The sequence below is a fragment of the Seleniivibrio woodruffii genome (assembly GCF_029267515.1).
In the GTDB taxonomy this organism is placed as follows: domain Bacteria; phylum Chrysiogenota; class Deferribacteres; order Deferribacterales; family Geovibrionaceae; genus Seleniivibrio; species Seleniivibrio woodruffii_A.
On sequence record NZ_JAJUIS010000008.1, the window covers coordinates 42956 to 63116 of the forward strand.

General features: G+C 46.5%; 20 protein-coding genes. 1 reads left to right on the forward strand and 19 read right to left on the reverse strand.

The window, feature by feature from the left end:
- Window positions 1-22: 22 nt before the first annotated feature.
- The 13 genes from Q7P67_RS09520 to ispF all read right to left on the reverse strand — a co-directional run bounded on the left by Q7P67_RS09520 (window position 23) and on the right by ispF (window position 10492).
- Window positions 23-775, reverse strand: coding sequence for a glycosyltransferase family 2 protein (locus Q7P67_RS09520; protein ID WP_303851733.1), 753 nt, complete (start codon window positions 773-775; stop codon window positions 23-25).
- A 71-nt stretch (window positions 776-846) separates the two neighbouring features.
- A complete protein-coding gene (locus Q7P67_RS09525; protein WP_303851734.1) occupies window positions 847-1998 on the reverse strand; it encodes a glycosyltransferase family 2 protein in 1152 nt (383 codons plus the stop codon).
- Window positions 1985-3085, reverse strand: a complete 1101-nt coding sequence (locus Q7P67_RS09530) for a DegT/DnrJ/EryC1/StrS aminotransferase family protein (RefSeq protein WP_303851735.1) — start codon at window positions 3083-3085, stop codon at window positions 1985-1987. Before Q7P67_RS09530 ends, Q7P67_RS09525 begins: the two co-directional genes overlap by 14 nt.
- A gap of 60 nt (window positions 3086-3145) precedes the next feature.
- Window positions 3146-3556, reverse strand: coding sequence for an FdtA/QdtA family cupin domain-containing protein (locus Q7P67_RS09535; RefSeq protein WP_303851736.1), 411 nt, complete (start codon window positions 3554-3556; stop codon window positions 3146-3148).
- A complete protein-coding gene (locus Q7P67_RS09540; protein ID WP_303851737.1) occupies window positions 3553-4881 on the reverse strand; it encodes an ABC transporter ATP-binding protein in 1329 nt (442 codons plus the stop codon). Before Q7P67_RS09540 ends, Q7P67_RS09535 begins: the two co-directional genes overlap by 4 nt.
- Window positions 4878-5690, reverse strand: a complete 813-nt coding sequence (locus tag Q7P67_RS09545) for an ABC transporter permease (protein ID WP_303851738.1) — start codon at window positions 5688-5690, stop codon at window positions 4878-4880. Before Q7P67_RS09545 ends, Q7P67_RS09540 begins: the two co-directional genes overlap by 4 nt.
- 125 nt (window positions 5691-5815) lie before the next feature.
- Entirely contained in the window at window positions 5816-6532 is a 717-nt protein-coding gene (locus tag Q7P67_RS09550) for an acyltransferase (RefSeq protein ID WP_303851739.1), read from the reverse strand.
- Window positions 6529-7284, reverse strand: coding sequence for an SDR family NAD(P)-dependent oxidoreductase (locus Q7P67_RS09555; protein ID WP_303851740.1), 756 nt, complete (start codon window positions 7282-7284; stop codon window positions 6529-6531). The genes Q7P67_RS09550 and Q7P67_RS09555 overlap by 4 nt, the downstream gene beginning before the upstream one ends.
- Entirely contained in the window at window positions 7281-7508 is a 228-nt protein-coding gene (locus Q7P67_RS09560; protein WP_303851741.1) for an acyl carrier protein, read from the reverse strand. Before Q7P67_RS09560 ends, Q7P67_RS09555 begins: the two co-directional genes overlap by 4 nt.
- 1 nt (window position 7509) lies before the next feature.
- A complete protein-coding gene (locus Q7P67_RS09565; RefSeq protein WP_303851742.1) occupies window positions 7510-8439 on the reverse strand; it encodes a ketoacyl-ACP synthase III in 930 nt (309 codons plus the stop codon).
- 136 nt (window positions 8440-8575) lie between these two features.
- Window positions 8576-9403, reverse strand: a complete 828-nt coding sequence (locus tag Q7P67_RS09570; protein WP_303851743.1) for a hypothetical protein — start codon at window positions 9401-9403, stop codon at window positions 8576-8578.
- A gap of 139 nt (window positions 9404-9542) precedes the next feature.
- Window positions 9543-10010, reverse strand: a complete 468-nt coding sequence (locus tag Q7P67_RS09575; RefSeq protein ID WP_303851744.1) for a HyaD/HybD family hydrogenase maturation endopeptidase — start codon at window positions 10008-10010, stop codon at window positions 9543-9545.
- The gene (gene ispF / locus Q7P67_RS09580; RefSeq protein WP_303851745.1) at window positions 10007-10492 is read right to left on the reverse strand and encodes a 2-C-methyl-D-erythritol 2,4-cyclodiphosphate synthase; all 486 of its coding nucleotides are present in this window, start codon (window positions 10490-10492) and stop codon (window positions 10007-10009) included. The genes Q7P67_RS09575 and ispF overlap by 4 nt, the downstream gene beginning before the upstream one ends.
- Before the next feature lie 104 nt (window positions 10493-10596).
- Between ispF and Q7P67_RS09585 the strand changes: the two genes are divergently transcribed.
- Window positions 10597-12570: a monovalent cation:proton antiporter family protein gene (locus Q7P67_RS09585; RefSeq protein ID WP_303851746.1), complete on the forward strand. Its 1974-nt coding sequence runs from the start codon at window positions 10597-10599 to the stop codon at window positions 12568-12570.
- A gap of 287 nt (window positions 12571-12857) precedes the next feature.
- Here Q7P67_RS09585 and csrA read toward each other — a convergent pair whose 3' ends face one another.
- The 6 genes from csrA to flgM all read right to left on the reverse strand — a co-directional run bounded on the left by csrA (window position 12858) and on the right by flgM (window position 20054).
- The gene (gene csrA, locus Q7P67_RS09590; RefSeq protein ID WP_303851747.1) at window positions 12858-13088 is read right to left on the reverse strand and encodes a carbon storage regulator CsrA; all 231 of its coding nucleotides are present in this window, start codon (window positions 13086-13088) and stop codon (window positions 12858-12860) included.
- 15 nt (window positions 13089-13103) lie between these two features.
- Window positions 13104-13538 carry a flagellar assembly protein FliW gene (fliW, locus tag Q7P67_RS09595; protein ID WP_303851748.1) on the reverse strand — a complete coding sequence of 145 codons (435 nt, stop codon included), beginning with the start codon at window positions 13536-13538 and terminating at the stop codon, window positions 13104-13106.
- Window positions 13539-13621: 83 nt separating this feature from the next.
- Complete coding sequence (locus Q7P67_RS09600; protein WP_303851749.1) at window positions 13622-17410, reverse strand: hypothetical protein; 3789 nt, start codon at window positions 17408-17410, stop codon at window positions 13622-13624.
- 13 nt (window positions 17411-17423) lie between these two features.
- On the reverse strand, window positions 17424-19175 hold the full coding sequence (flgK, locus tag Q7P67_RS09605; RefSeq protein WP_303851750.1) for a flagellar hook-associated protein FlgK: 1752 nt from the start codon (window positions 19173-19175) through the stop codon (window positions 17424-17426).
- Between the two features lie 31 nt (window positions 19176-19206).
- The gene (flgN, locus tag Q7P67_RS09610) at window positions 19207-19686 is read right to left on the reverse strand and encodes a flagellar export chaperone FlgN (protein WP_303851751.1); all 480 of its coding nucleotides are present in this window, start codon (window positions 19684-19686) and stop codon (window positions 19207-19209) included.
- A gap of 68 nt (window positions 19687-19754) precedes the next feature.
- Entirely contained in the window at window positions 19755-20054 is a 300-nt protein-coding gene (flgM, locus tag Q7P67_RS09615; RefSeq protein ID WP_303851752.1) for a flagellar biosynthesis anti-sigma factor FlgM, read from the reverse strand.
- Window positions 20055-20161: the final 107 nt, after the last annotated feature.

A 20161-nucleotide genomic window follows, 5' to 3' on the forward strand; every position in this document is an offset into this window, starting at 1 on the left:
GGACTTTAGAATTATGAACAACTCAAGCAGATATCGCATCGCCCGCTCCATTGAAATCTTTGCTGAAAATGCCGGACGGTCTCATAATGCCGTTGGCGCTCGTCTCGCTCATTATCCTGCTTCCCTGTCTGCGTCTGTAAAATCCTACGGTTTCAGGGGTAAGACGGTGAACAAAGCCAGCAGCCACAGTTTCACAGTTCCAGTGCCAGTCTTCAAAGGCGAAACCGGTTTCTTTCACATGGGTTCCGACATAGGGAACTTTCTGATATACGGATTTACGCGCGATAGTCCATGCAGACGTCCAGTAATTCGATGTAAGAAGACCGTCTATGGAAAATTTGTTTTCAGTCTGGTCTATCTGTCTGCCGAAACACTTTATCTGATCAAAAGTCACCATATATTCAGGATGCAGAATTACGTTGTCACCATATTGCTTTAAATAGTACATGGAACGCTCTATCCAGTTTTCTGAATAGAGGTCGTCGCCGTCGAATATCGCGATCGTATCCGCTGAAGCGGCGGCGATACCTTCGTTTCTGGATTTCCCTGCATCTTTGCAGTCCACTTCCAGCATTTTAACAATATCTCTGTCAGCAGGGTGATTCTCCAGCACACGTCCGGTTTCTTCGTCAATATTGTCCAGCACCCATATGTATTCACAGCGTATGCCGTTTTTTTCCGCAAACCTGCGACATCTTTCTATGGAATTAAGAGTTATATGAGCCAGTGTTCCTTCATGATGGAATGTTATTATCAGACTTATATCTATATTCATATTATGCAAAAACCTCTCTCTACCACTAATTCATATGATTTAGCTTTGTCAAGGTAAAACTGGCATCAGACCTATAGTGCTCCGGTCATCAGTTTTTTTAATCTGCCCAGTTTTCGGTACAATTTCCAGAATTTAGTACTATATATGGCGTTTAAAGACGCGCTTGTCGCATCCAACTCAGCTTTCGCCTGTCTCAGTTCCTCACCCCTGATCACGAGTTCCTTTCTGACAGCATCAACATCGGAACATTTTGACTGATAAGCAAAATTAAACTCTGCGTATTTTTTAAAAAAGAAAGCGAACTGTTCGGTATTCACAGCGCAGTCGTGTCCGAGCCTGTCAAACTGTTCCAGAAGCACCGCAAATCTTCCGTAATCTATCTCTTTAAGTTCAAAAAAACAGTAAAGTCTTTCCAGCTTGTCCTTTTCGGAAACGTCAGCTCCGATAAGAACACCGATAAGAGATGCCGGAAAAAAACAGAAGTTTCTGAAAACATGGAGCATCTCGAAATCAATCCTGTTCTTTTTGGCATCCGTCAGCCCCATGCTCAGATTCGCACCGTTGCTCATCACCCTGTAGCATGAAAGTTTCCTCTGCATAACTGCCGCCCTGTCAGTTCTGAGAAGCAGCCTGATCCACATATCATAGTCCTGCGTTTGCAGAAGCCTGTTGTCGAACATGGTTCCGTCTTCAACAAGAGTCCGCCTGAACATAACAGTGACCGCATTGGTTCTGTTCTCCTGCGTTATATAGCTGCGCAGAATATCCGCACCATCAAGCAGTTCAGGCTTGTTGAACCAAGCCGTTACCGGATGTTCCTCAATAAGCTCATCAGACTCGTCCACAACGTTTATCCATGTGAACGAAAGGTCAAGCCCTTTCTCCCGCATGAAGTCAAGCTGAGCAGCCACCTTTTCAGGCTCAAAATAATCGTCACCGGAAAGGGGGCATATGTATTCACCACGACACTCGGAAATTGCAAAATTTGAACCGTAAGAAACAAGGGTGTTGTATTCCATAGGGAAAAACTTTATTCTGCCGTCCTTTGCGGCATATTCAGAAATTATTTCCGCCGAACTGTCGGAGGAACAGTTATCCACAACAACAAGTTCTATATTGCCGTAAGTCTGCCCAAGAACACTCTCAATGGTCTTGCCGATATATTTTTCGTGATTAAAGCAAAGTATAAATACACTGACCAGCGGGCTGTTATTCATACTCATTTACTACCCGCACTATATTTTCAGTCACGCTTTCCTCCTGAACACTGCTAATGGGCAGGCTCAGTACCTGAGCATGTATAGACTCGCTCACAGGATAGCTTCTTTCATTCCATTCCGGATAAGCCATCTGCCTGTGCGGAGGTATGGGATAATGTATCAGCGTCTGTATGCCGTTCTGTTTCAGATATTCCTGAAACCTGTCTCTTTCCTCTGTTCTGACAGTGAACAGGTGCCAGACATGATCCTGTGGATTTCTGACATACGGAAGAACTATTTTTTCATTCTTTATATTCCGCAGGTAATATTCAGCCGTCCTGCGTCTTTTTTCTGTCTCTTCGTCAAGATATCTGAGTTTCACACGAAGCATCGCAGCCTGAATTTCATCAAGTCTGCTGTTGAAACCTTTATAGATGTTGACGTATTTTTCTTTGCTGCCGTAATTTGCGAGGGTTCGCACGGCTTCGCTGAGCTCGTCGTCGTCGGTGGTGACAGCACCGCCGTCGCCCAGACAGCCGAGATTCTTACCAGGGTAAAAGCTGAACCCGCCTGCATCACCAAGACCGCCGCATCTTCTGCCGCCGAAGTACGCACCGTGGGACTGAGCGCTGTCCTCAATCACTTTCAGCCCGTAACGCTTTGCAATAACAGATATTTCATCCATTTCACAGGTCTGACCGTAAAGATGAACGGGCATGACCGCTCTGGTTTCAGCAGTTATCTTTTCCTCTATTGCGCGAGGATCGATGAGGCAGCTTTCGGAATCCGGTTCAACCGGAACAGGCACGAGATTGTTTCGGGATACTGCAAGAATTGTCGCTATATATGTATTGGCGGGAACAATCACCTCGTCCCCGTCCTTCATAAACCCAAGTTCTTTATAAGCTCCAAGTATAAGAGTGAGCGCATCCAGACCGTTTGCAACACCTATGCAGTGCCTCACACCGCAATATTGAGCAAACTCGGACTCGAAACAGGCGCACTCGTTTCCGTGTATGTACCATCCGCTGTCGATTACGCGGCGGCAGGCATCAATAAGTTCGTCCCTGTAAACGGAGTTTATCTTCTGTAAATCAAGAAAAGGAATCATCTCGTCTCCACCCAGTAAACCGGCCGCCTCAAAGCGGACAGTTGATAAAATAAATCTATATCAGATTCCGTTTTTTTGCACTTCATCCATGAAAGAATCATAATTGCGTATGTAATCCTCCTCCCTGTAGTGTTCGTCCGCAAGAACCATAAGAACACAATCGGGGCTGAAATCATACATTTCACGCCATAAAAGACCTTCTATTATCAATCCTTTAGAAGGTGAATCCAGCTTAACATCAACTTTTTTTCTGCCGTCGTCCAGCAAAACGGTGCAGCTCCCGCTTGTACAGATTAAAAGCTGCCGCAGTTTAAGATGGGCATGAAAACCACGCCTGACACCGACTTTCGTATTAAAAATGTAATATACGCGCTTTATATCAAACGGAACGTTTCCGTTCTCTTCCAGAGCTATCAGGGAACCGTTTTCATCCCCGATGATTCTGAGATCTATCAATGAATAGCCGTTCATAACCTTTCAACCTTGTCAAGAAAGTAAGTCCCTTCGTTATAAAACATGGAAGCGAAACACTTTCTGGGTGATTCAAATTCCACCTTTATTGATTCATAATTCATTATAACATCTAAAAACTGGTGATACTGATTTATATCCACGGGATACTCCAGACCGACGTTAAAAGTGTAAACACCGGCTCTCAGCGGAATTTTCACTTTAGCCGTGACAATGTAGCTTTCGCCTTTCTCAACCGGAGGAAAGGTTATACCATCCTGAGCGTTGGTCCATGTGAGCTGCATTATTCCGTCGAGACTGGACAGAGAAAAACCTATCACAAACGTCGGCATGGATTCGTAAAACTCCACGGCAGCCTGCAGATAATATTCATGATTGCTGACAAGTTCATGTACCTGTTTAAAATTTTCATCCAGAAGAACCGCGCCCTTGATTGCCCCTCTGCCGTCCCCGTATCTCTGGGAAACAGCAAGGTCGAGGGTCTTCTCTTTAAACTCCACAACAACAGGTATGACGTTTCCGGAAACAGATGTATCAGCGGCATCGGCAGACTGAACAGCGGAATCGCCTTCAAGCTCGCTGTTGATGTTCAGATGCTGCGCCTCTATGTATTTGTTTACAACATTTCCCGCGTCGCCGTATTGCTTCATGGTTCCGTTTTCAATCCAGATAGCCTTCTTGCACAGCGACTTAACAGAATAGGTATCGTGGCTGACAAAAAGCACTGTAACACCTTTTTCCATCATGGCTCTCATTCTCGCCATACATTTTACCTGAAAAAGGATATCGCCCACGCTCAGTGCTTCGTCAACGATGAGAATGTCAGGTTCCACGTTTATCGCAACCGCAAACGCCAGACGGGCGAACATACCGCTGGAATACATTTTTACGGGCTGGTAAACGAAATCGCCGATATCCGCAAAAGATAGGATATCGTCTATTCTTCCTTCCATCTCCTTTTCGGTGTATCCCATGAAGGATCCCTGAAGGTAGATGTTCTCAACCCCCGTATATTCCATATTGAAACCTGCACCGAGTTCAAGAAGGGATGAGATGCGCCCCTTAACATCCACTTCGCCGGCGGTTGGGGTGAGCACTCCCGTCAGTATTTTAAGCAGAGTGGACTTTCCTGCACCGTTTTTTCCTATAATCCCGACAGTTTCGCCCTTGCCGATGTCGAAACTGATGTCGTTCAGCGCGTAGAACTCCTTGTGGTACTTCTTTCTAAGAGGATGAAGCGTTTCAAGGAGCCTGTCCCTCGTTCTGTCGTACAGGTTGTATACTTTGGTCAGATTTCTGACGGAAATAACAATATCGTTCGTCATATTACATCCGCAAAATGGGGACGCAAACGGTTAAAGATAACCGTGCCCGCTATCAGTATTATAAGTGTTACAACCCAGAAGTTCAGCGTCAACCACGGGTGCTCCCAGAAGCCGACACGGTAGAGCAGAGACTCTCTGAATCCCTCGGTTATGTAATACACAGGATTGAACTTAAAAAATATTCTGTATTTTTCAGGAATTATATGCAGCGACCAGAATATGGGCGTGCCCCAGAAACCGAACTGGATAAACATGCCTATGACCTGCCCGATATCCTTTAGAAAAACCATCAGCGCCGATGTCAGAAACGAAAGACCCAGAAGAAGAACCAGCATAGCAAATATGTAATAAACTATCTGGAGGTTATAAAACGAGAACCCTATGCCGTAAACCGCCATGAAAAAGAACAGCACAAAGATGAAAAAAACATGAATAACAAACGATGACATGATCTTAACCAGAGGTAAAAGGCTCACGCGGAAAACAACTTTATTTACAAGAAATTTATATTCAATGATAGAGTTGGTGGCATTCATCCATGCCTCGGAAAAGAAGAACCACGGAACCATACCCGCCAGAAGCCAGACAAGGAAAGGGACGTCACCTACGGGCTTGGACTTGAACCCAACCTGAAAAACAAACCAGAAAATCATAATCGTAATGAACGGCTGAACAAACGCCCAAAGAAGACCAAGATAAGATCCGAAATATTTTGATTTGAAATCCCTCTTCGCAAACTGAACAAGCAGGCGCCATGACCTGAAAACATCCGCAACGAACGAAAAGGAAACCAAAAAGAACCTAAGCATCTGCCGCCCCTCACATATCATAAGACTATACTATAATACCCGTTATAAATATAGAATAAATTAGAATTAACAGGCATTAGTTGCGAAAACGCGGAGACATCCCCGCAAAGATGAAAGAAAAAACGTCACCCGTTTATCAGGTAATCCGGAACCTTTGTCACAAATTTTGCAGGGTTTCCCGCAACAACCGAATACGGCTTTACGTTCTTTTTGACGATAGAGCCTGCTGCAATAATGGAATTGTCGCCTATAACAACAGACGGCATGAGCACTGCGGACGCACCGACTGAAACGTCATCGCCGATAACAGGACCGGTTATATCACCATCCGAATATCCTGCACGACCGATATTATTGTCGTTCACAGTAACAACGCCGACGCTGATAAAGACTCTGTCCCCGATACGGCAGTTTCCTGTTATATGAGCATTATCCATTATCTTCGTCTCATTTCCGATAGTAACGTTATAGTTAAGAGTCACGTTTCTGCTGATTATACATCGGCTGCCGATGACGGCGCCCTCTCTTATTGATGCGTTGTCCCCCACGAGACAATTGTTTCCGATGCTCACGTCTGCGTATATCACAGCACCGGGGGAGACAACACAGCCGCTGCCTATCGAGACGGATCCGAAATCGTCGTTCAGCTTTCTTGAGGTCGCACCGGCGCTTTTCGGCAAACGTCCTATGACAGAAAACGGGAATATCTCCGCTCCGTCCCCTATTCTGACATTATCCTTTATAACGGCGTAATCGTGTATCACAACGTTTTCGCCTATCTCGACGTTGTTCCCTATTTTTACAGTATCGGCGATATCCGCAGAGGAAGCTATTTTATTCATACAAGTGTTCCGCCGCCGTCTATCTTTATCAGCGAACCGGTCATCCACTTCGCTTTGTCCGAAAGGACGAACGCCACAGTCTCGGCAACGTCCTCCGCCTCGCCTATACCGAGCGGATACTGCGAGTTTATTTTATCAATTATTTCTTCACCGTGAACGGATACCAGTTCGTCCAGCATATCCGTTTTCACAAAACCGGGCAAAACGGCGTTAACGCGTATCTTTCTGGCGGCAGCCTCAGCGGCAAGCGAAACCGTAAGCGCATTTAAGGCACCTTTTGAAGCCGCATATGCAACCGCACCGGGAAAAGCCTTCACCGATGCCACGGAAGAGATGAAAACGATTGATGCGCCATTCCCAACGGTGCATTTTTTATCCATGACACCTCTTGCAAGTTCGGCTCCGGCGTGCACGTTGATGTTGAAAAGTTCCTTGTCCCTGTTCCTTTGTGAATTAAAAGCTATGGTCTGAGATATCCCTGCGCAATGCGCCATACCTTTCAGAAGACCGTTCTCTGCCGCTATTCTCTTAACAAGAGGCACTATTGAGGGGGTGTCCGTCAGATCTGTTTCATAAACAAAAACATTTTCAGGACATGGAGAGTTCTCTTTCATGTCTGCCAGCTTTTGCGCATCTCTTGCAATGGCGGCAACCTTTGCGCCTTCACCGAGGAGTTTGTAAGCAACGGCTTTGCCTATACCTCTGCTGGCTCCGGAAACAAGAAAAAGATCGTCTGAGGAAAAAAGTTTCAAGACAGCTTGTCCTCAACAAGAGCTGTCAGGTCGGAAACCTTTTTAAGCGCCATAAGATCAGCCACTTTCACCGTAATGTCAAACTCGTCTTTAAGAAATGTAAAAAGCGCCATGGCGGCAAGTGAATCCCACTCGTCGATATCTCCAAGCTCCGTGCCTGTCTCTATGTCATATTCTGTATCCAGTAAGGATTTAAGTTCCTCGATAAACTGCTGTTCAGTCATATTATGCTCCTTGAACTCTGTTCAGTATTCCCGATGCCCACGAAAGACCGACACCGAAACCGGAAATAAAAATAGTGTTAATATTTTTGTTATCAATAACTTTCTCAAGCATAACAGGGATGCTTGAGGACACTGTGTTGCCGTAGTCCTCAATATCAAAAACCACCTTCTCCGGAGAAAGACCAAGTTTTTTGCGGAGAGTATCAACGATGAATTTGCTGCCCTGATGAAACATGAAGCAATCCACATCCTCAGCCGATATTCCGTTTACCGCGAGAACCTTTTCAAAGTCCAAAGGAACGTATGCGGATGCAAAGTTGAATATCTCGAATCCGTCCATGAAAAGGACCCCGTCTCGGCAGATAAGGTTTTCATATTTTTTACCGATGGTACCGAACGACATTTTTCCGAGAGTGTAAACAGGGCTGTCGGTGAACAGGGTGACGGCGGCGGCATCTCCGAAAAGGAGTGATGTGTTCTTGTCTTCAGGATCTATGACTCTGGAATACTGGTCGGATGTGAAAAGAAGTCCGGTTCTGAAACCGTTCTCCTCCATAAATGATTTAATTACTGACGCCCCGTATACAAATCCGGAGCAACCAAGCGATATGTCGAAACATGCACAGCTTTCAGGCATGTCAAGTTTTCCGTGAACAACTGCGGATGTGTGAGGGATGTTGTAATCAGGATTTTGCGTAACAACGATAAGACAGTCCACTGCGTTTTTGTCTATTTTTACCTTTTTATCGAGATTCTCATAGGCGAGTACACACATGTCAGAAGAAGAAATGCTCTTATCCACGACTCTTACGTTCTTTATACCAATCTTCTTCTCTATAAAAGATTCGTTTATGGCAAATTTCTCCATCCTGTCGTAGTTGGATATTTTGTCAGGTGCGTAATATGAAGCGACATTTGTTATTCCTATCACCGTATCACCTTCTGAGAAATCAGTTATTCTACACACATAATCTTACACTTTATCAGTTTCCCAATCAAGCATAATTGCTTTTAAACAGAAATATCCGCTTTGCTATAAGCGAATTAACAAGAAATTAAGATTGATGTCAGAACCGTTCCAGAGCGGCTATGAGTCCGCCGTTTATTCTGCGGCGTTCGCCGTCGAATATCCAGCCCCATTTATTGAAATATTTGATGGCGGAGTTGATGTGTATCATCCTCTGGCGGAAATATTTGTATGAACCCCGTCCTCTGTGGTGGTATATGAAAACCGAAGGAACATAATAGCTGCCTGCGGTTTTATTGAAGCGTCTGGAAAAATCCACGTCTTCCATAAGGATGAAGAAACGCTCGTCAAAATATCCTGCTTTTTCCAGAGAAGTTTTGCGGATAAACATAAAGCAGCCGGAAAGATTTGCAACCCTGAGACTTTCAGCACTTTCATATGCGCGAAGCTCATATTTGCTGTCGTATCTTTCCACGACGTTTTCCGGCAGGTACTGGCTGAACATCCTCACAGCAAGATTAACAGGCGTTGGCAGCAGCTTTGCGGCATACTGGTTCTCACCGTTTGCAGAGAGCACCTTAGGCACGATGAGTCCTGCCTCCGGATGATGAGCCATATAATCCGCCAGCTTTGCCGGCACGTCGTTTTCAAAATATACGTCGGGATTGCATATGATGTGGTAATCGGCAAGACTTTCGTATCTGTCTCTGAGGATAAGGTTGTGTCCTGCGCCGAAACCGACGTTTCGCTCGGTGTCGATAACCTCTATGCGTCCGCCATCCTCGTAATCAGGAAGGGGTAAACCGGAATTATTGACAATGTAGATTTTGGATATGCACTCACTGTTCAGCAGGCTTTTTACAGTTTCTGCAAAAACGTTAAGATCCGTATCATAATAGACTATCGAAACTGTAACTTTATATTCCATTAAACAACCCGCCGCAAAATAACTGTATATATTTACGCATATTCAGAATTTAATCAACTTAAAATGACTCTTTTTGTTCGAAATTCACATCACCAGCCCCGAACACTTAACAAAGAATGTATCAGAGTAAAAAAGTTCATCAGTTATTTGCAAGAAAATCAGTTATTTCTTTCCTTATGTTCTCAATAAGTTTAGGGATATTCGCCTCAACCTGCGGACTGAGAGTCATATCCATATCCACGGAAGCAGTCTGGATACCGTACAGCATAACCTCTGCCGGACGCACACCCATAAGCTGTGCCGTAGCCAGCATATCCTTCATCCCCATCTGGTGTGCGGAGAGTTTATTTTCAAAAACAGCGTCTATATCGTTTCCGTCAACACGGACAACGGTTCCGGCTTCCAGTCCGAAATCCACCGCATCGGCTATAACAAGCCTGTCCGCCCACTCTATGTATACCAGAAGATCTAGCCCAAGGGTTCCGCCGTCCATAACGCGCAGATTGTCCCTTTCCGGAAACTCTTTCATCAGTTCCTGTGCGGCAATGACCCCCGCTGCGTCGTCGTTCATAACAAGATTGCCTATTCCAAGCACAAGCAGCTTCATGATTGCTCCTTAATAATTATGGCGGTAGCAAGGGCGGCTATGCCCTCCTCTCTGCCCGTAAAGCCCATTTTTTCGGTGGTAGTCGCCTTTACGGTGACATCCTGCACGTCTATCCCGATAACATCCGCAATTGTCTTGCGCATCAGAGGGATATGGGGTGCCATCTTAGGTTTCTGGGCGATTATCTCCGCATCAACATTTGATATCTCAAACCCCGCCTGCCGTATCATATCAACGGCTTTAGCAAGGAGTATTTTCGAATCTATGCCTTTATACGCCATATCGCTGTCTGGGAAAAGATTCCCGATATCCCTGCCCAGCGCCGGACCGGCTACCGCGTCCACTATGGCGTGTATAAGAACATCCGCGTCGCTGTGCCCGTCCAGTCCAAGGTCATAATCTATCTCAACACCGCCGATAACCAGCCTTCGCCCCCGCGCAAACCTGTGGGCATCGAAACCGATTCCGCTTTTAATCTTCATTATTTTTCTCCTGTACCATTCTATACACTTTATTACCATTTTAAAACATTTTATGTTGATTTAGCATTTCACATAGTTAATATTGGGAAATCGGGGGATAATTTATGCACATACCGATTCTGACTGATATTACCATTATTTTTCTGTTTGCAGCCGGCGCTCTTTTCATTTGCGGAAAGCTGAAGATACCTGAGATCATGGGATATCTTCTCGCCGGGGTTCTTGTGGGTCCCAACGGTCTGGGGCTGATACACGCCGTTAAACAGGTTGATATAATGGCGGAGATAGGCGTTGTGCTCCTGCTTTTCACCATAGGCATAGAGTTTTCCCTCTCCACGCTGCTTTCACTGAAGCGTCCCGCCCTGATAGGCGGCAGCTTACAGGTTGCGGCGTGCGTTGCGGCTTTCACAGGCGCCGCGTATCTGGGCGGATATCAGCTTAACACCGCCGCAGTGATAGGTATGATGGCTGCTGTTTCCGGTACGGCAATTATGCTTAAAGTGTTTGCGGCAAGGGGCGAGGTGGACTCGCTGTACGGACGCATATCCCTCGCCGTTTCGATATTTCAGGACATAGCGGTTATTCCCATGATGCTTCTGGTTCCTCTGCTTGCCGGACAGGGCGGCAATTTTTCCGATGTTGGCATAATCCTCGGCAAGGCGGTCGTCGTCGTCGTACTGCTGTTCGCATTTGCAAGGTTCCTCGTACCCAGACTCCTTTATCAGGTTGCGGCGACAAGAAGCCGAGAGCTGTTTATGATAACAGTGGTTCTCGTATGTCTGCTTGTTGCGTGGATGACCTCTAAAACAGGTCTTTCTCTTGCGCTTGGTGCTTTTCTCGCCGGAATAGTGGTGAGCGAATCAGGTTACGGTCAGCAGGCTCTGGGCGACGTTATACCATTTAAAGACGTTTTCGCAGGATTCTTCTTTGTTTCCATAGGTATGCTTCTTAATCCCGAAGTTGTTATAAATAACCCGATAATGACCATATCAAGCCTGATACTGCTCATCCTCATCAAGTTCGCCGTAACAGGCTTTGTTGTGAATATAATAGGATACCCTGTGCGCACCTCCGTTCTGGCGGGCATGTCGCTGGCGCAGGTTAGCGAATTCTCATTCATTCTGGGCGCTGTGGGCGCATCATCCGGTCTGCTCACTTCTGAACAATACTCTTTTTTCATTGCAGTGACAGTGCTTTCAATGGCATCCACCCCATTCCTCATAATATCCGCACCTCACGTTGCGGAACTGATTGCCAGATTCCCTATGCCTCAGACATTCCGCGGAGGATACCTTTCCGAAGAGCAGAAAGAACCTGAGAAAGAGCTTATAGACCATATCATCATAGCCGGTTTCGGCATGAACGGACGCAACACTGCAAGAGCGGCAAGAGAGGCAGGTATCGAATATATCGTTATCGAGATGAACCCGGACACCGTGAGAAAAGAGAAGCACAACGGTACACCCATCTTTTTCGGCGACGCTTCACAGACCGCCGTTCTGGAGCACGCCTGTCTGAAAACCGCCCGTGTGATGGTGATAACACTGCCGGATCCTGTGGGTGTCCGCAAGATAGTGGAGACGGCAAGACGGGAAAATCCCACCATATATATTATCGCCAGAACCAGATACCTGACGGAGTTCACCGCGCTTAAAGCTCTGGGTGCAAACGAAGTCGTTGTTGAGGAATATGAAACATCCATCGAAACCTTTTCAAGGGTGCTCAAAAAATACAGAGTTCCACGCGAACAGATAGAAGATCTCGCCAATAACATCAGAACTGAAATAATGGGCAAACCCGGAGAAATGATATCCGGCGGTCCGGACGACAACATGACCATAGCAAATATGAGTGTGAACAAGGTGACTGTTCCGGTCGGTTCCAATGCGGCTGGAAAAACCGTGCGGGAGGTGGATATCAGATTCCGCTATAAACTGAACCTGCTGGCTGTCAACAGAGGTCTTGAGACCATATCCAACCCCGGCAGTGATTTCGTTCTTAACGAAAGAGACGAGCTGATACTTATGGGCGAAGAGACGGACGCAGATAATTTCAAACAGAATATCGGGCAGAGCTGAAAGAGCATTGACGTTTTTCCCCACAGACGAAAAAAACAAAGATTATAAGACTTCGCAGACTGAGTGAGCAGAGCGTGAGCGCAGGGAGGCTATTGCCGACTGGAGCGTTGGCGTTTTTTTCCACGGACGAAAAAAAACGAAGATTATAAGACTTCACGGATGAAGTCCGCGGAGCAAGCGAAGGATGCTTCAGCAGACTGAGTGAGCAGAGCGTGAGCGCAGGGAGGCTATTGCCGACTGGAGCGTTGGCGTTTTTTTCCACGGACGGGAAAAAAACGAAGATTAAATTATGTATTGTGCTGTTTAAAGAAATCCACAAGAGAGACGAGGTTCTCTTTCTTAACCGCCTGAAGATTCTCCTCTTTGATAGCCTCGTAAACCTCCTTACGGTGAACACTCACATCTTTGGGCGCATCTATGCCTATCTTGACATTGCGCCCTGCGACCTCGACGATGGTTACTTCGATATTATCGCCGATGATTATGCTCTCGTTTATCTTCCTTGATAATACAAGCATGTGCCTTCCTGTGGTTTATTTATTGAACAGAGGAGTCTTAATCTGCCATTTATCTTCTTCCAGAATAACCTGCTTTGCAAGTTTTTTCTCAGTATTCATAACCATTGGCGCTCTCAGGTTCATAGTAGCGTTTTTAGGCTGGTCCGGAACAACGACGATGCAGAACAGTTTCAGTTTGCTTTCGTCTTCGGCACCGAGAATTTTTAACTCGCGTTTGTTCATTTTGGGTGAGTATTCCTGAACAAAAAGCTCCGGCTCCACAAGGATGAAGCAGATATCCTTGTCCTGAACCGACTGGAACCAAAGGAAAGGATATGATTTTTCGTTCGAGATAAGAATAAAATCGTTAAGGTCGGGGAAGCCCAGCATCGGGGACGACAAAGTTATTATGTCATTCTCGGTGAAGGTGATTTCACCCAGTTTACCGGATACTATCTTTCTGGTTTCCATTGTATCCTCACATATATTGACAGAATTTGCACCCATGAAATTCTCCTTGGTTCAGTTATCATCTTATATTTAATCGGCACTTTTTACAGATAATCAAGCAGACTTACATTTAAAAGCAGCGATGTTGATTTCAACGCATACTGGTAAGCCGTTTCGGCAACGGTAAGATCTGCCGAAGCCTGTGTCTGGTCTATAAGTGTCGATCCTGTATATTTAGCTTTAAGCTCCTCAGTGGTGAGCTTGAGCGATTCATTAAACGTCATTGCCGATTCAGCCTTGCTTGTGCTGTTGCCGACAGTGGTCAGCGCGGCAAGAACCTGAGATTCAGCCTGCGCCAGAACGTCCAGCTCATACTCTATTCCCGAACCGACTGCCGCTGTGAAAGAATCAGTGGCATAAAGGTATCCGGCGTCATAGTATTGATAAACACCGTCAGCCACATAATATTTCTCTCCGGCGGTATCCATCGTATAGGTGTTTATAAGCTCTCCGCTGTCGCCTGTAACCTTCATGGTCACAGCGTCGCCTGCCTTCGCAAAGCCCATAGTGCTTTCGTAGTCTCCTGAAATAGAGCTGCCTGTTACACCGTTGAAAGAAAAGCCTATGCTGTCTGTTCCCACCATTTCAGCCTGAACTATGCCGCTTATACCGGCATCGGCAAGTTTTTCGTTGATGTTGGTTATCATATCTTCATAGGTCATGAAATTTTCCGCATCAACCTCGATGCTGACAGTTTTGTCGGTACCGTCATTATAAGAGAACGTCAGGGTTCTTTCCTGAGAGTTCTTTTCGCTGAGATCCATAGTGACAGCCGTTCTGCTTGTGATGGTATCTGCACCGGCCTTGTTGTAAAAACCGAGAGAACCTGCCGCATCACCTGAAACTATAATATCGGATGTCGGACCGGAAAATGAAATTAATTCTCCTGCTGCCATGGATGCAGTGAGTCCGGTTGCACCCAACTGAGAGTTTATCTCGGCAATCAACGCGGCGTTGTCCGCATAGTCAACGTTCGGAACGGTTACTGTTGCAGTCTGCCATGCAGCACCATCGTAATAGTTAATATCCAGCGTCGCGGGATTATCCAGATTACTGAGTTGCAAAGTGGGTGAAATTTCCGCTGTGGCGGGTTTAAGGTCGTCCATACCCATCACATATGCGGAAAGCTCGTCGTTATAGTTGACGTCTATTTCCATAGCTCCGGAATTTGTGTCGATACGGAGCTGACCGTTATCGTTATAGGCCCGCACGCCCAGTTTCTGCAGATCATAGTCAGAATTTATCTGCGCAACAAAGTCTTCCAGTTTGTCGTCGGAAGTTGCCGCAGAGGAGGAATAGTTCTTCGTAACCTTTCCGTCGTCTGTATTAATAACCAGTTCAAAGCCCACGGTACCGACGTTCAGGTCGTTGAAATTTGATGATGTCCACTCCTGTTTTTTCTGGAGATAGAAATCGCTTTGAGATTCCGAATACTGAACTTCGAAATTAAATATCTCGTTATAGTTGCCCCTGAACTCACCGTCAAGCGATGGAACGGCTGTTGAATTCAGTGTCTCTTTATTCCATGAGCTTGGAGCACCTATCCCCGAATCGGGGATGTTCATCTCAAGAGCGTAGTAAAGGTTTTCAAGGGACTTGAAAACGTTTACGTTTTCACCCTTTTCCGTAATGTTAAGGTCGCCGAAGCTGAGGTTCGAGTTTGCCGTCAGGTCGATTGAGAAAGTAGTCGTAACGGGCGTTGCCGAACCTGCTATGGAACCGAGCTGCATCTTCACGCCGTTTCCGATATCTATGTCTCCGCCGTCATAGTTCGCCTTTAATATCGGGTTGGCGGAATTATCGTATATTACGTTTCCGAGCTTGTCGGTAACTTTCACAGTAATGTCTGTGGCGCCTACGTTTACCACAACGTCCCAACTGTCGTCTTTTTTGGAACTGTAATACCCTGACAGCATGATATCCGATGAGTTTTTCGCATAACCGATACCGGAGTTGTGTTCATCAACAGCAAACGAGAGCTTGCTCGTTCCGCTTCTGAGGTCTTTAAGCTGCAGTTTGCCGTCAACTATGGATGCGTCCACGGCGTTTCCGTACAGGTTTTCAATATATGCCAGCATATCGCTGATATTCTTTTCGTTATCCACCGGATAGTCGCTTCCGCGCGGTGTATCGAACTGATAGTCTGCTCCGACCTTTGTGGCGAGGTTCGTTTCATCGGTGTATTCCGCGTTAATCAGTTCGAAGGTTATGTCATACTGACCGGGAGTCGCCGTGTCTGTTACGGTGCCGTACACATCGAAACCCAACCCGTTGTCCAGCAAAGACTGATTAAGAGCTGACTGAATGTCTGCTGCAGAACCGGAAGCGGGTGTAAAGCCTATGGTCTGACCGTTAACGGTGACCTCGGTATATACGCCGCCTGTTATGGCAACGTCGTTGTGTGTTGTAGTAACCGGACCGACATAATTGTCATATGACAGTTCAAAAGTCGTATCCATGCCGTTTGCCGTAACCGGCAAAGCGTTGAATCCCAGCTTATTGTTCTGGGAACCTGTGACGGATATCTGAACGCCTTCGCCTGTTCTGTTTGAAACAAACATTATTCTGTCGCCGTCGCTGACAGCAGACATCTCACCGCCAAGTCCCTGATTTTCAAGGCTTCTGTTTATATCGAAGATAACTTCGTCCATGTCGGAATAACCTTTCTGCGCAAGGGTCACCTGGTAGTCTCTGTTGGCGTATCTGACAGTTATTGTTCTTTCCTCTTCGGAAGCGGTCGCCATATCAAGGTTCACGTTTGATGGAGCGGAAACTTTCGCAGTACCGATGGCGTATCCGTTGTGGTCCGTACCGGAAAAACTTATGGAATCAGCGGTACTTACGTTTGCACCATCAATCTGCGTGAACTTGGTGGTGTTCGTTATACCTATTCCGTTAACGGTGTTCCTTGTGGTTCCCTTTGTGGTTCTGTAAGTCTCCATAAAGGTTTCCTGACCGTTGACGTTTATTACAACGTCCTGATTTGACGCTATTTTCGATGTTATCTTCCCGTCATCGCCAAGATAGGTGATGTCGTCACCGGGGGTATAGTAAAACTGCATTTTCATGGTTGTACCGTCAACCAGACCTGAGGGGAGCTTGACCCCTACGCCTATGCCTGTGTTTATAACGGTTTCGCCCTCATACGCAGCAACCAGAGTCGTAGTGGTGATGTTGCCTGTGGTGGTGGTCTCATCCGAGCCGTTGCTGTCCAGAAGTACGGTCTTTCCAAGGGAATCTGTCATATTAAGATATGCAACACCGTCGATGATGCTCATATTCATTGTGTACGAACCTTCGGAAAGTTCCGGCATATCGCCGTAAAGTCTTTTGGATATGGCTTCGGAACCTGAGATGTTGGAAACCACGGCGGAAACCTCTCTGTCGCCGCTTACAAACGGCTCCGTCTGGGTTTCATATCCGGCAAAGACATATCTGCCGAGATATTGTGAATTTCCGATATCCTTCATAGCATTAAGTATGGAAAGCACGTCGCCGGCAAGAGCTTTCCGGCTTTCGGCATTCTGGCTGTCGTTTCTGCCCGCGACTGCAAGTTCGTTCTTAGCTTTCGAAAGGTAGTCGTATGCGGTCTGAAGCAGGTTATCCTCGTTGTCCAGCCATGTCACGGCGTTTTCAGCGTTTCTGCCGTACTGTGTGGCATCGTTGGACATTATCTGCATACCGTATGCAGTGACATAATATGTCGGGTCATCCTCCGGATTAAGCATGTTTCTTCCGGCAGTAACCCTTTCATTCGCATCCAGAAGATTTGAAAGACTTCTGGCGTTACCTGACGTATATGTCATATGAACCATATTGGTTGTAATTCTCATGTCAGCCCCCTAATTATCTGCCGCCGGTGCCAAGACCGTTCACAATCTTGTCGATCATCTCGTCAATGACGTTGATGAATCTTGCGCTAGCTTCATACGCCCTCTGGAAACGGATTATTTCCGCCATCTCCTCATCCAGCGAAACGCCTTTGATGCTCTCCAGCTTCAGTGAATATTCATCCACCAGATTCTCTTTTGTGGTAGCATAAGTATCTGCGGTGGCTTTATCGGTTGCTATAGTACCTATGAAGAGTGAATAAAACTCGTCAATAGTTACGTTCTGTTCAAAAACTTTTGTCCCCTTCAGATCGGCAATTGCCGCAGCGTTAGTGTTATCGCCGACAGCACCTGACTGAGAAGTGGCAAGGTAGCTTATGTTCTCTTTTATCAGTGTTGAAACGTCTATATTGGAAGCGTCCTGACCGGAGAAAAAGCCATATGTACCTGACGCAACAAGAATACCGGAAGTATCCTCCGCAAAGGAGAAAGTATAGCCTGATTCAGAGGTTATCTTGAGCGTGTTGCTCTGCGAAAGGGAAGCCTGTACCAGGCCGCCGTTGGGGTTTCCGTCGGCGTACGATATTTTCGATATGATGGAGTTCAGCGAATCCTTTGACGGGTCTATCTCTATGTCAAGGTTCTCCACCACGTTGCCTTCGCTGTCGTATACGGAGATACGCAGCACTCCGGCATTAACGGCTGTAGGCAGTGCACCTGCCGGTTCGTTAAGAGGATATGATGCGTTTTTTACTCCTGTGGAAGAAGTTATCTGAGTAAGCCTGTCTGAACCCTGACCAAGAGCGTGAAGCTCGTTTGTTGCTGTTATAAGTGTGGAAGCGAGATCGTTAAGCTGATCCTTATAGGTCTGAGCAAGGTTGTCACGCACCTCCAGTTCGCCGCCTATCTTGCCGGAACTGAAAGCGGATGTGATGTCAACTCCCTGCGGTCCTGTTGTTTTTGATCCCCAGTAGATGCTCACATCGGTATCGGAACCGGATGTCTGAGCAGCAGTAAGAGTGAACGCATTACCCTCGTCAACAAGGGCGTTACCTCCGACATAAACTGCAACCTGTCCTGACGAACGCTCAGTAACTGTTATATTGGCAAGTTCCGAAAGGTCGTTAAGAAGCATCTCACGCTGATCTCTCAGATCGTTCGCCATTGAGCCTGTCGCCTCTATGAGCGCTATCTGACCGTTCAGATATGATATGTTTTGTGAGATGGAATTTATTTCGGAAACATAGTCTTTAATGTTATCGTTGGACTGGCTCTGCATATCCTCAAGAGCGGAATAGCTCGCGCGTATCTTCTCTGCAAGAACGGACGCTTTCTCAATTACCGTCTGTTTCTTGATGAGCGCCTCGTCGGATTCATCGGTGGCAGTGTTCGCAAGGTCGCTCCACGCATCGAAATATTCCGACATAGCCTCTCCGAGACCGGAACCGTCTTCAAGCTCATTGAAGTATATCTCAATGTTGGTCAGCGTGTCCTGCATCGTCGTATAATACGCCAGATCGGACGTTTCCGTCCGTATGGTTGACGCAAGAACCGCGTCGTAGACCTGCACAACGTTCTCAACGGTTACGCCGCGTCCGAAAACTCCGTAGCTTGTGAGCTGGGAGTTGGAAGTTACAAGGCTGACCCTCTGTCTCGAATACCCTTCGGTGTTGACGTTTGTGATGTTGTTACCCGCAACATCAATCTGCGCCTGCGATGCAAAGAGCCCGGATACGCCTGTGGATAATATTCCTAATATGTTTCCCATGTTCCTCTCCCGCCTTTTTCAGGGGCGAACTTTAGCCTGTCTGACAGATGGTTGACGTTTTGGCAGAGTTATACTGCTTAGTTATGCCGTAGGTGTTTCTGCCTGCGATTCCGAGCTTCTGGAAAAGCCCGTCGATAAGCGTCATATTTGTCTTGAAAAGAATTTTGAGCGAGGTGTTCGCGTCGTTAACCTTTTTTGTGAGGGCAACAAGCTCATTGCGGACTGCCATCAGCTCCGAGGAATGTTCGCCAGCCAGTTCACGCGCGATAATCTCAACACGAAGCCCTTCGCGCCCGTGCTGTTTCTCAATTTTTTTGATGCAGTTGACAAAAGCCTCGTTGATAACCTTTTCCTTGTAAGCAAGGGTGTCTTTGGTCTTCGCAAGCTCGTTTGTGCGGGCTGCGTTCCATTTCATCGCGGCTTCTTTTTCCTGCTGAAGAATGGACAGCATCTCAGTGTAAACTTTTTTCTGAGAGTCCATTATCTCAAGCAATGCTTTGATGTTTTCCATCTCATACCTCCGAATGATTCGGCAGCTATGAGATACAGGCTGTCATACGGGTTTTGGACTAAAGGTTTTTAGAAGAGGTCTTCCACCGATGTCTGTACAATCTTATCCGCAATCTGGCGTCCGGAAACATTATAGGTTCCGTTTTCGATTCTGCTTTTCAGATCAGCCACCAGATCGGTTCTGACATCGGGAGAGGATGCAAGAGTATTTTTCATTCCTGCCAGCACTTTAGCACTGTCAGAAAGTGAAACCGAATCAGAGCCGGATGTTGATGAGGCAGACTCCGCTGAGGAAGCAGATGTCTTCTTCTTTGAAGCCGCTTCGTTCGCCTTGTTCAGGTCGAATCTCATTTTGTCGTCTATTCTCATTTTGAGCCTCCGGTACTAGTCTCTAATCGGACTACCCTCTAAAAACTTTAGCAGTTTTAATCCGGTTATTCCAGTAAAAAAATCTGTTACCCGTTTCCTGCACTCAT

What these genes read in the sequence shown, in the direction of transcription:
- Q7P67_RS09520 (WP_303851733.1), bottom strand. Translation starts at nt 775, where the DNA reads ATGAATATAGATATAAGTCTGATAATAACATTCCATCATGAAGGAACA.
- Q7P67_RS09525 (WP_303851734.1), bottom strand. Translation starts at nt 1,998, where the DNA reads ATGAGTATGAATAACAGCCCGCTGGTCAGTGTATTTATACTTTGCTTT.
- Q7P67_RS09530 (WP_303851735.1), bottom strand. Translation starts at nt 3,085, where the DNA reads ATGATTCCTTTTCTTGATTTACAGAAGATAAACTCCGTTTACAGGGAC.
- Q7P67_RS09535 (WP_303851736.1), bottom strand. Translation starts at nt 3,556, where the DNA reads ATGAACGGCTATTCATTGATAGATCTCAGAATCATCGGGGATGAAAAC.
- Q7P67_RS09540 (WP_303851737.1), bottom strand. Translation starts at nt 4,881, where the DNA reads ATGACGAACGATATTGTTATTTCCGTCAGAAATCTGACCAAAGTATAC.
- Q7P67_RS09545 (WP_303851738.1), bottom strand. Translation starts at nt 5,690, where the DNA reads ATGCTTAGGTTCTTTTTGGTTTCCTTTTCGTTCGTTGCGGATGTTTTC.
- Q7P67_RS09550 (WP_303851739.1), bottom strand. Translation starts at nt 6,532, where the DNA reads ATGAATAAAATAGCTTCCTCTGCGGATATCGCCGATACTGTAAAAATA.
- Q7P67_RS09560 (WP_303851741.1), bottom strand. Translation starts at nt 7,508, where the DNA reads ATGACTGAACAGCAGTTTATCGAGGAACTTAAATCCTTACTGGATACA.
- Q7P67_RS09570 (WP_303851743.1), bottom strand. Translation starts at nt 9,403, where the DNA reads ATGGAATATAAAGTTACAGTTTCGATAGTCTATTATGATACGGATCTT.
- Q7P67_RS09575 (WP_303851744.1), bottom strand. Translation starts at nt 10,010, where the DNA reads ATGAAGCTGCTTGTGCTTGGAATAGGCAATCTTGTTATGAACGACGAC.
- ispF (WP_303851745.1), bottom strand. Translation starts at nt 10,492, where the DNA reads ATGAAGATTAAAAGCGGAATCGGTTTCGATGCCCACAGGTTTGCGCGG.
- Q7P67_RS09585 (WP_303851746.1), top strand. Translation starts at nt 10,597, where the DNA reads ATGCACATACCGATTCTGACTGATATTACCATTATTTTTCTGTTTGCA.
- csrA (WP_303851747.1), bottom strand. Translation starts at nt 13,088, where the DNA reads ATGCTTGTATTATCAAGGAAGATAAACGAGAGCATAATCATCGGCGAT.
- fliW (WP_303851748.1), bottom strand. Translation starts at nt 13,538, where the DNA reads ATGGAAACCAGAAAGATAGTATCCGGTAAACTGGGTGAAATCACCTTC.
- Q7P67_RS09600 (WP_303851749.1), bottom strand. Translation starts at nt 17,410, where the DNA reads ATGAGAATTACAACCAATATGGTTCATATGACATATACGTCAGGTAAC.
- flgK (WP_303851750.1), bottom strand. Translation starts at nt 19,175, where the DNA reads ATGGGAAACATATTAGGAATATTATCCACAGGCGTATCCGGGCTCTTT.
- flgN (WP_303851751.1), bottom strand. Translation starts at nt 19,686, where the DNA reads ATGGAAAACATCAAAGCATTGCTTGAGATAATGGACTCTCAGAAAAAA.
- flgM (WP_303851752.1), bottom strand. Translation starts at nt 20,054, where the DNA reads ATGAGAATAGACGACAAAATGAGATTCGACCTGAACAAGGCGAACGAA.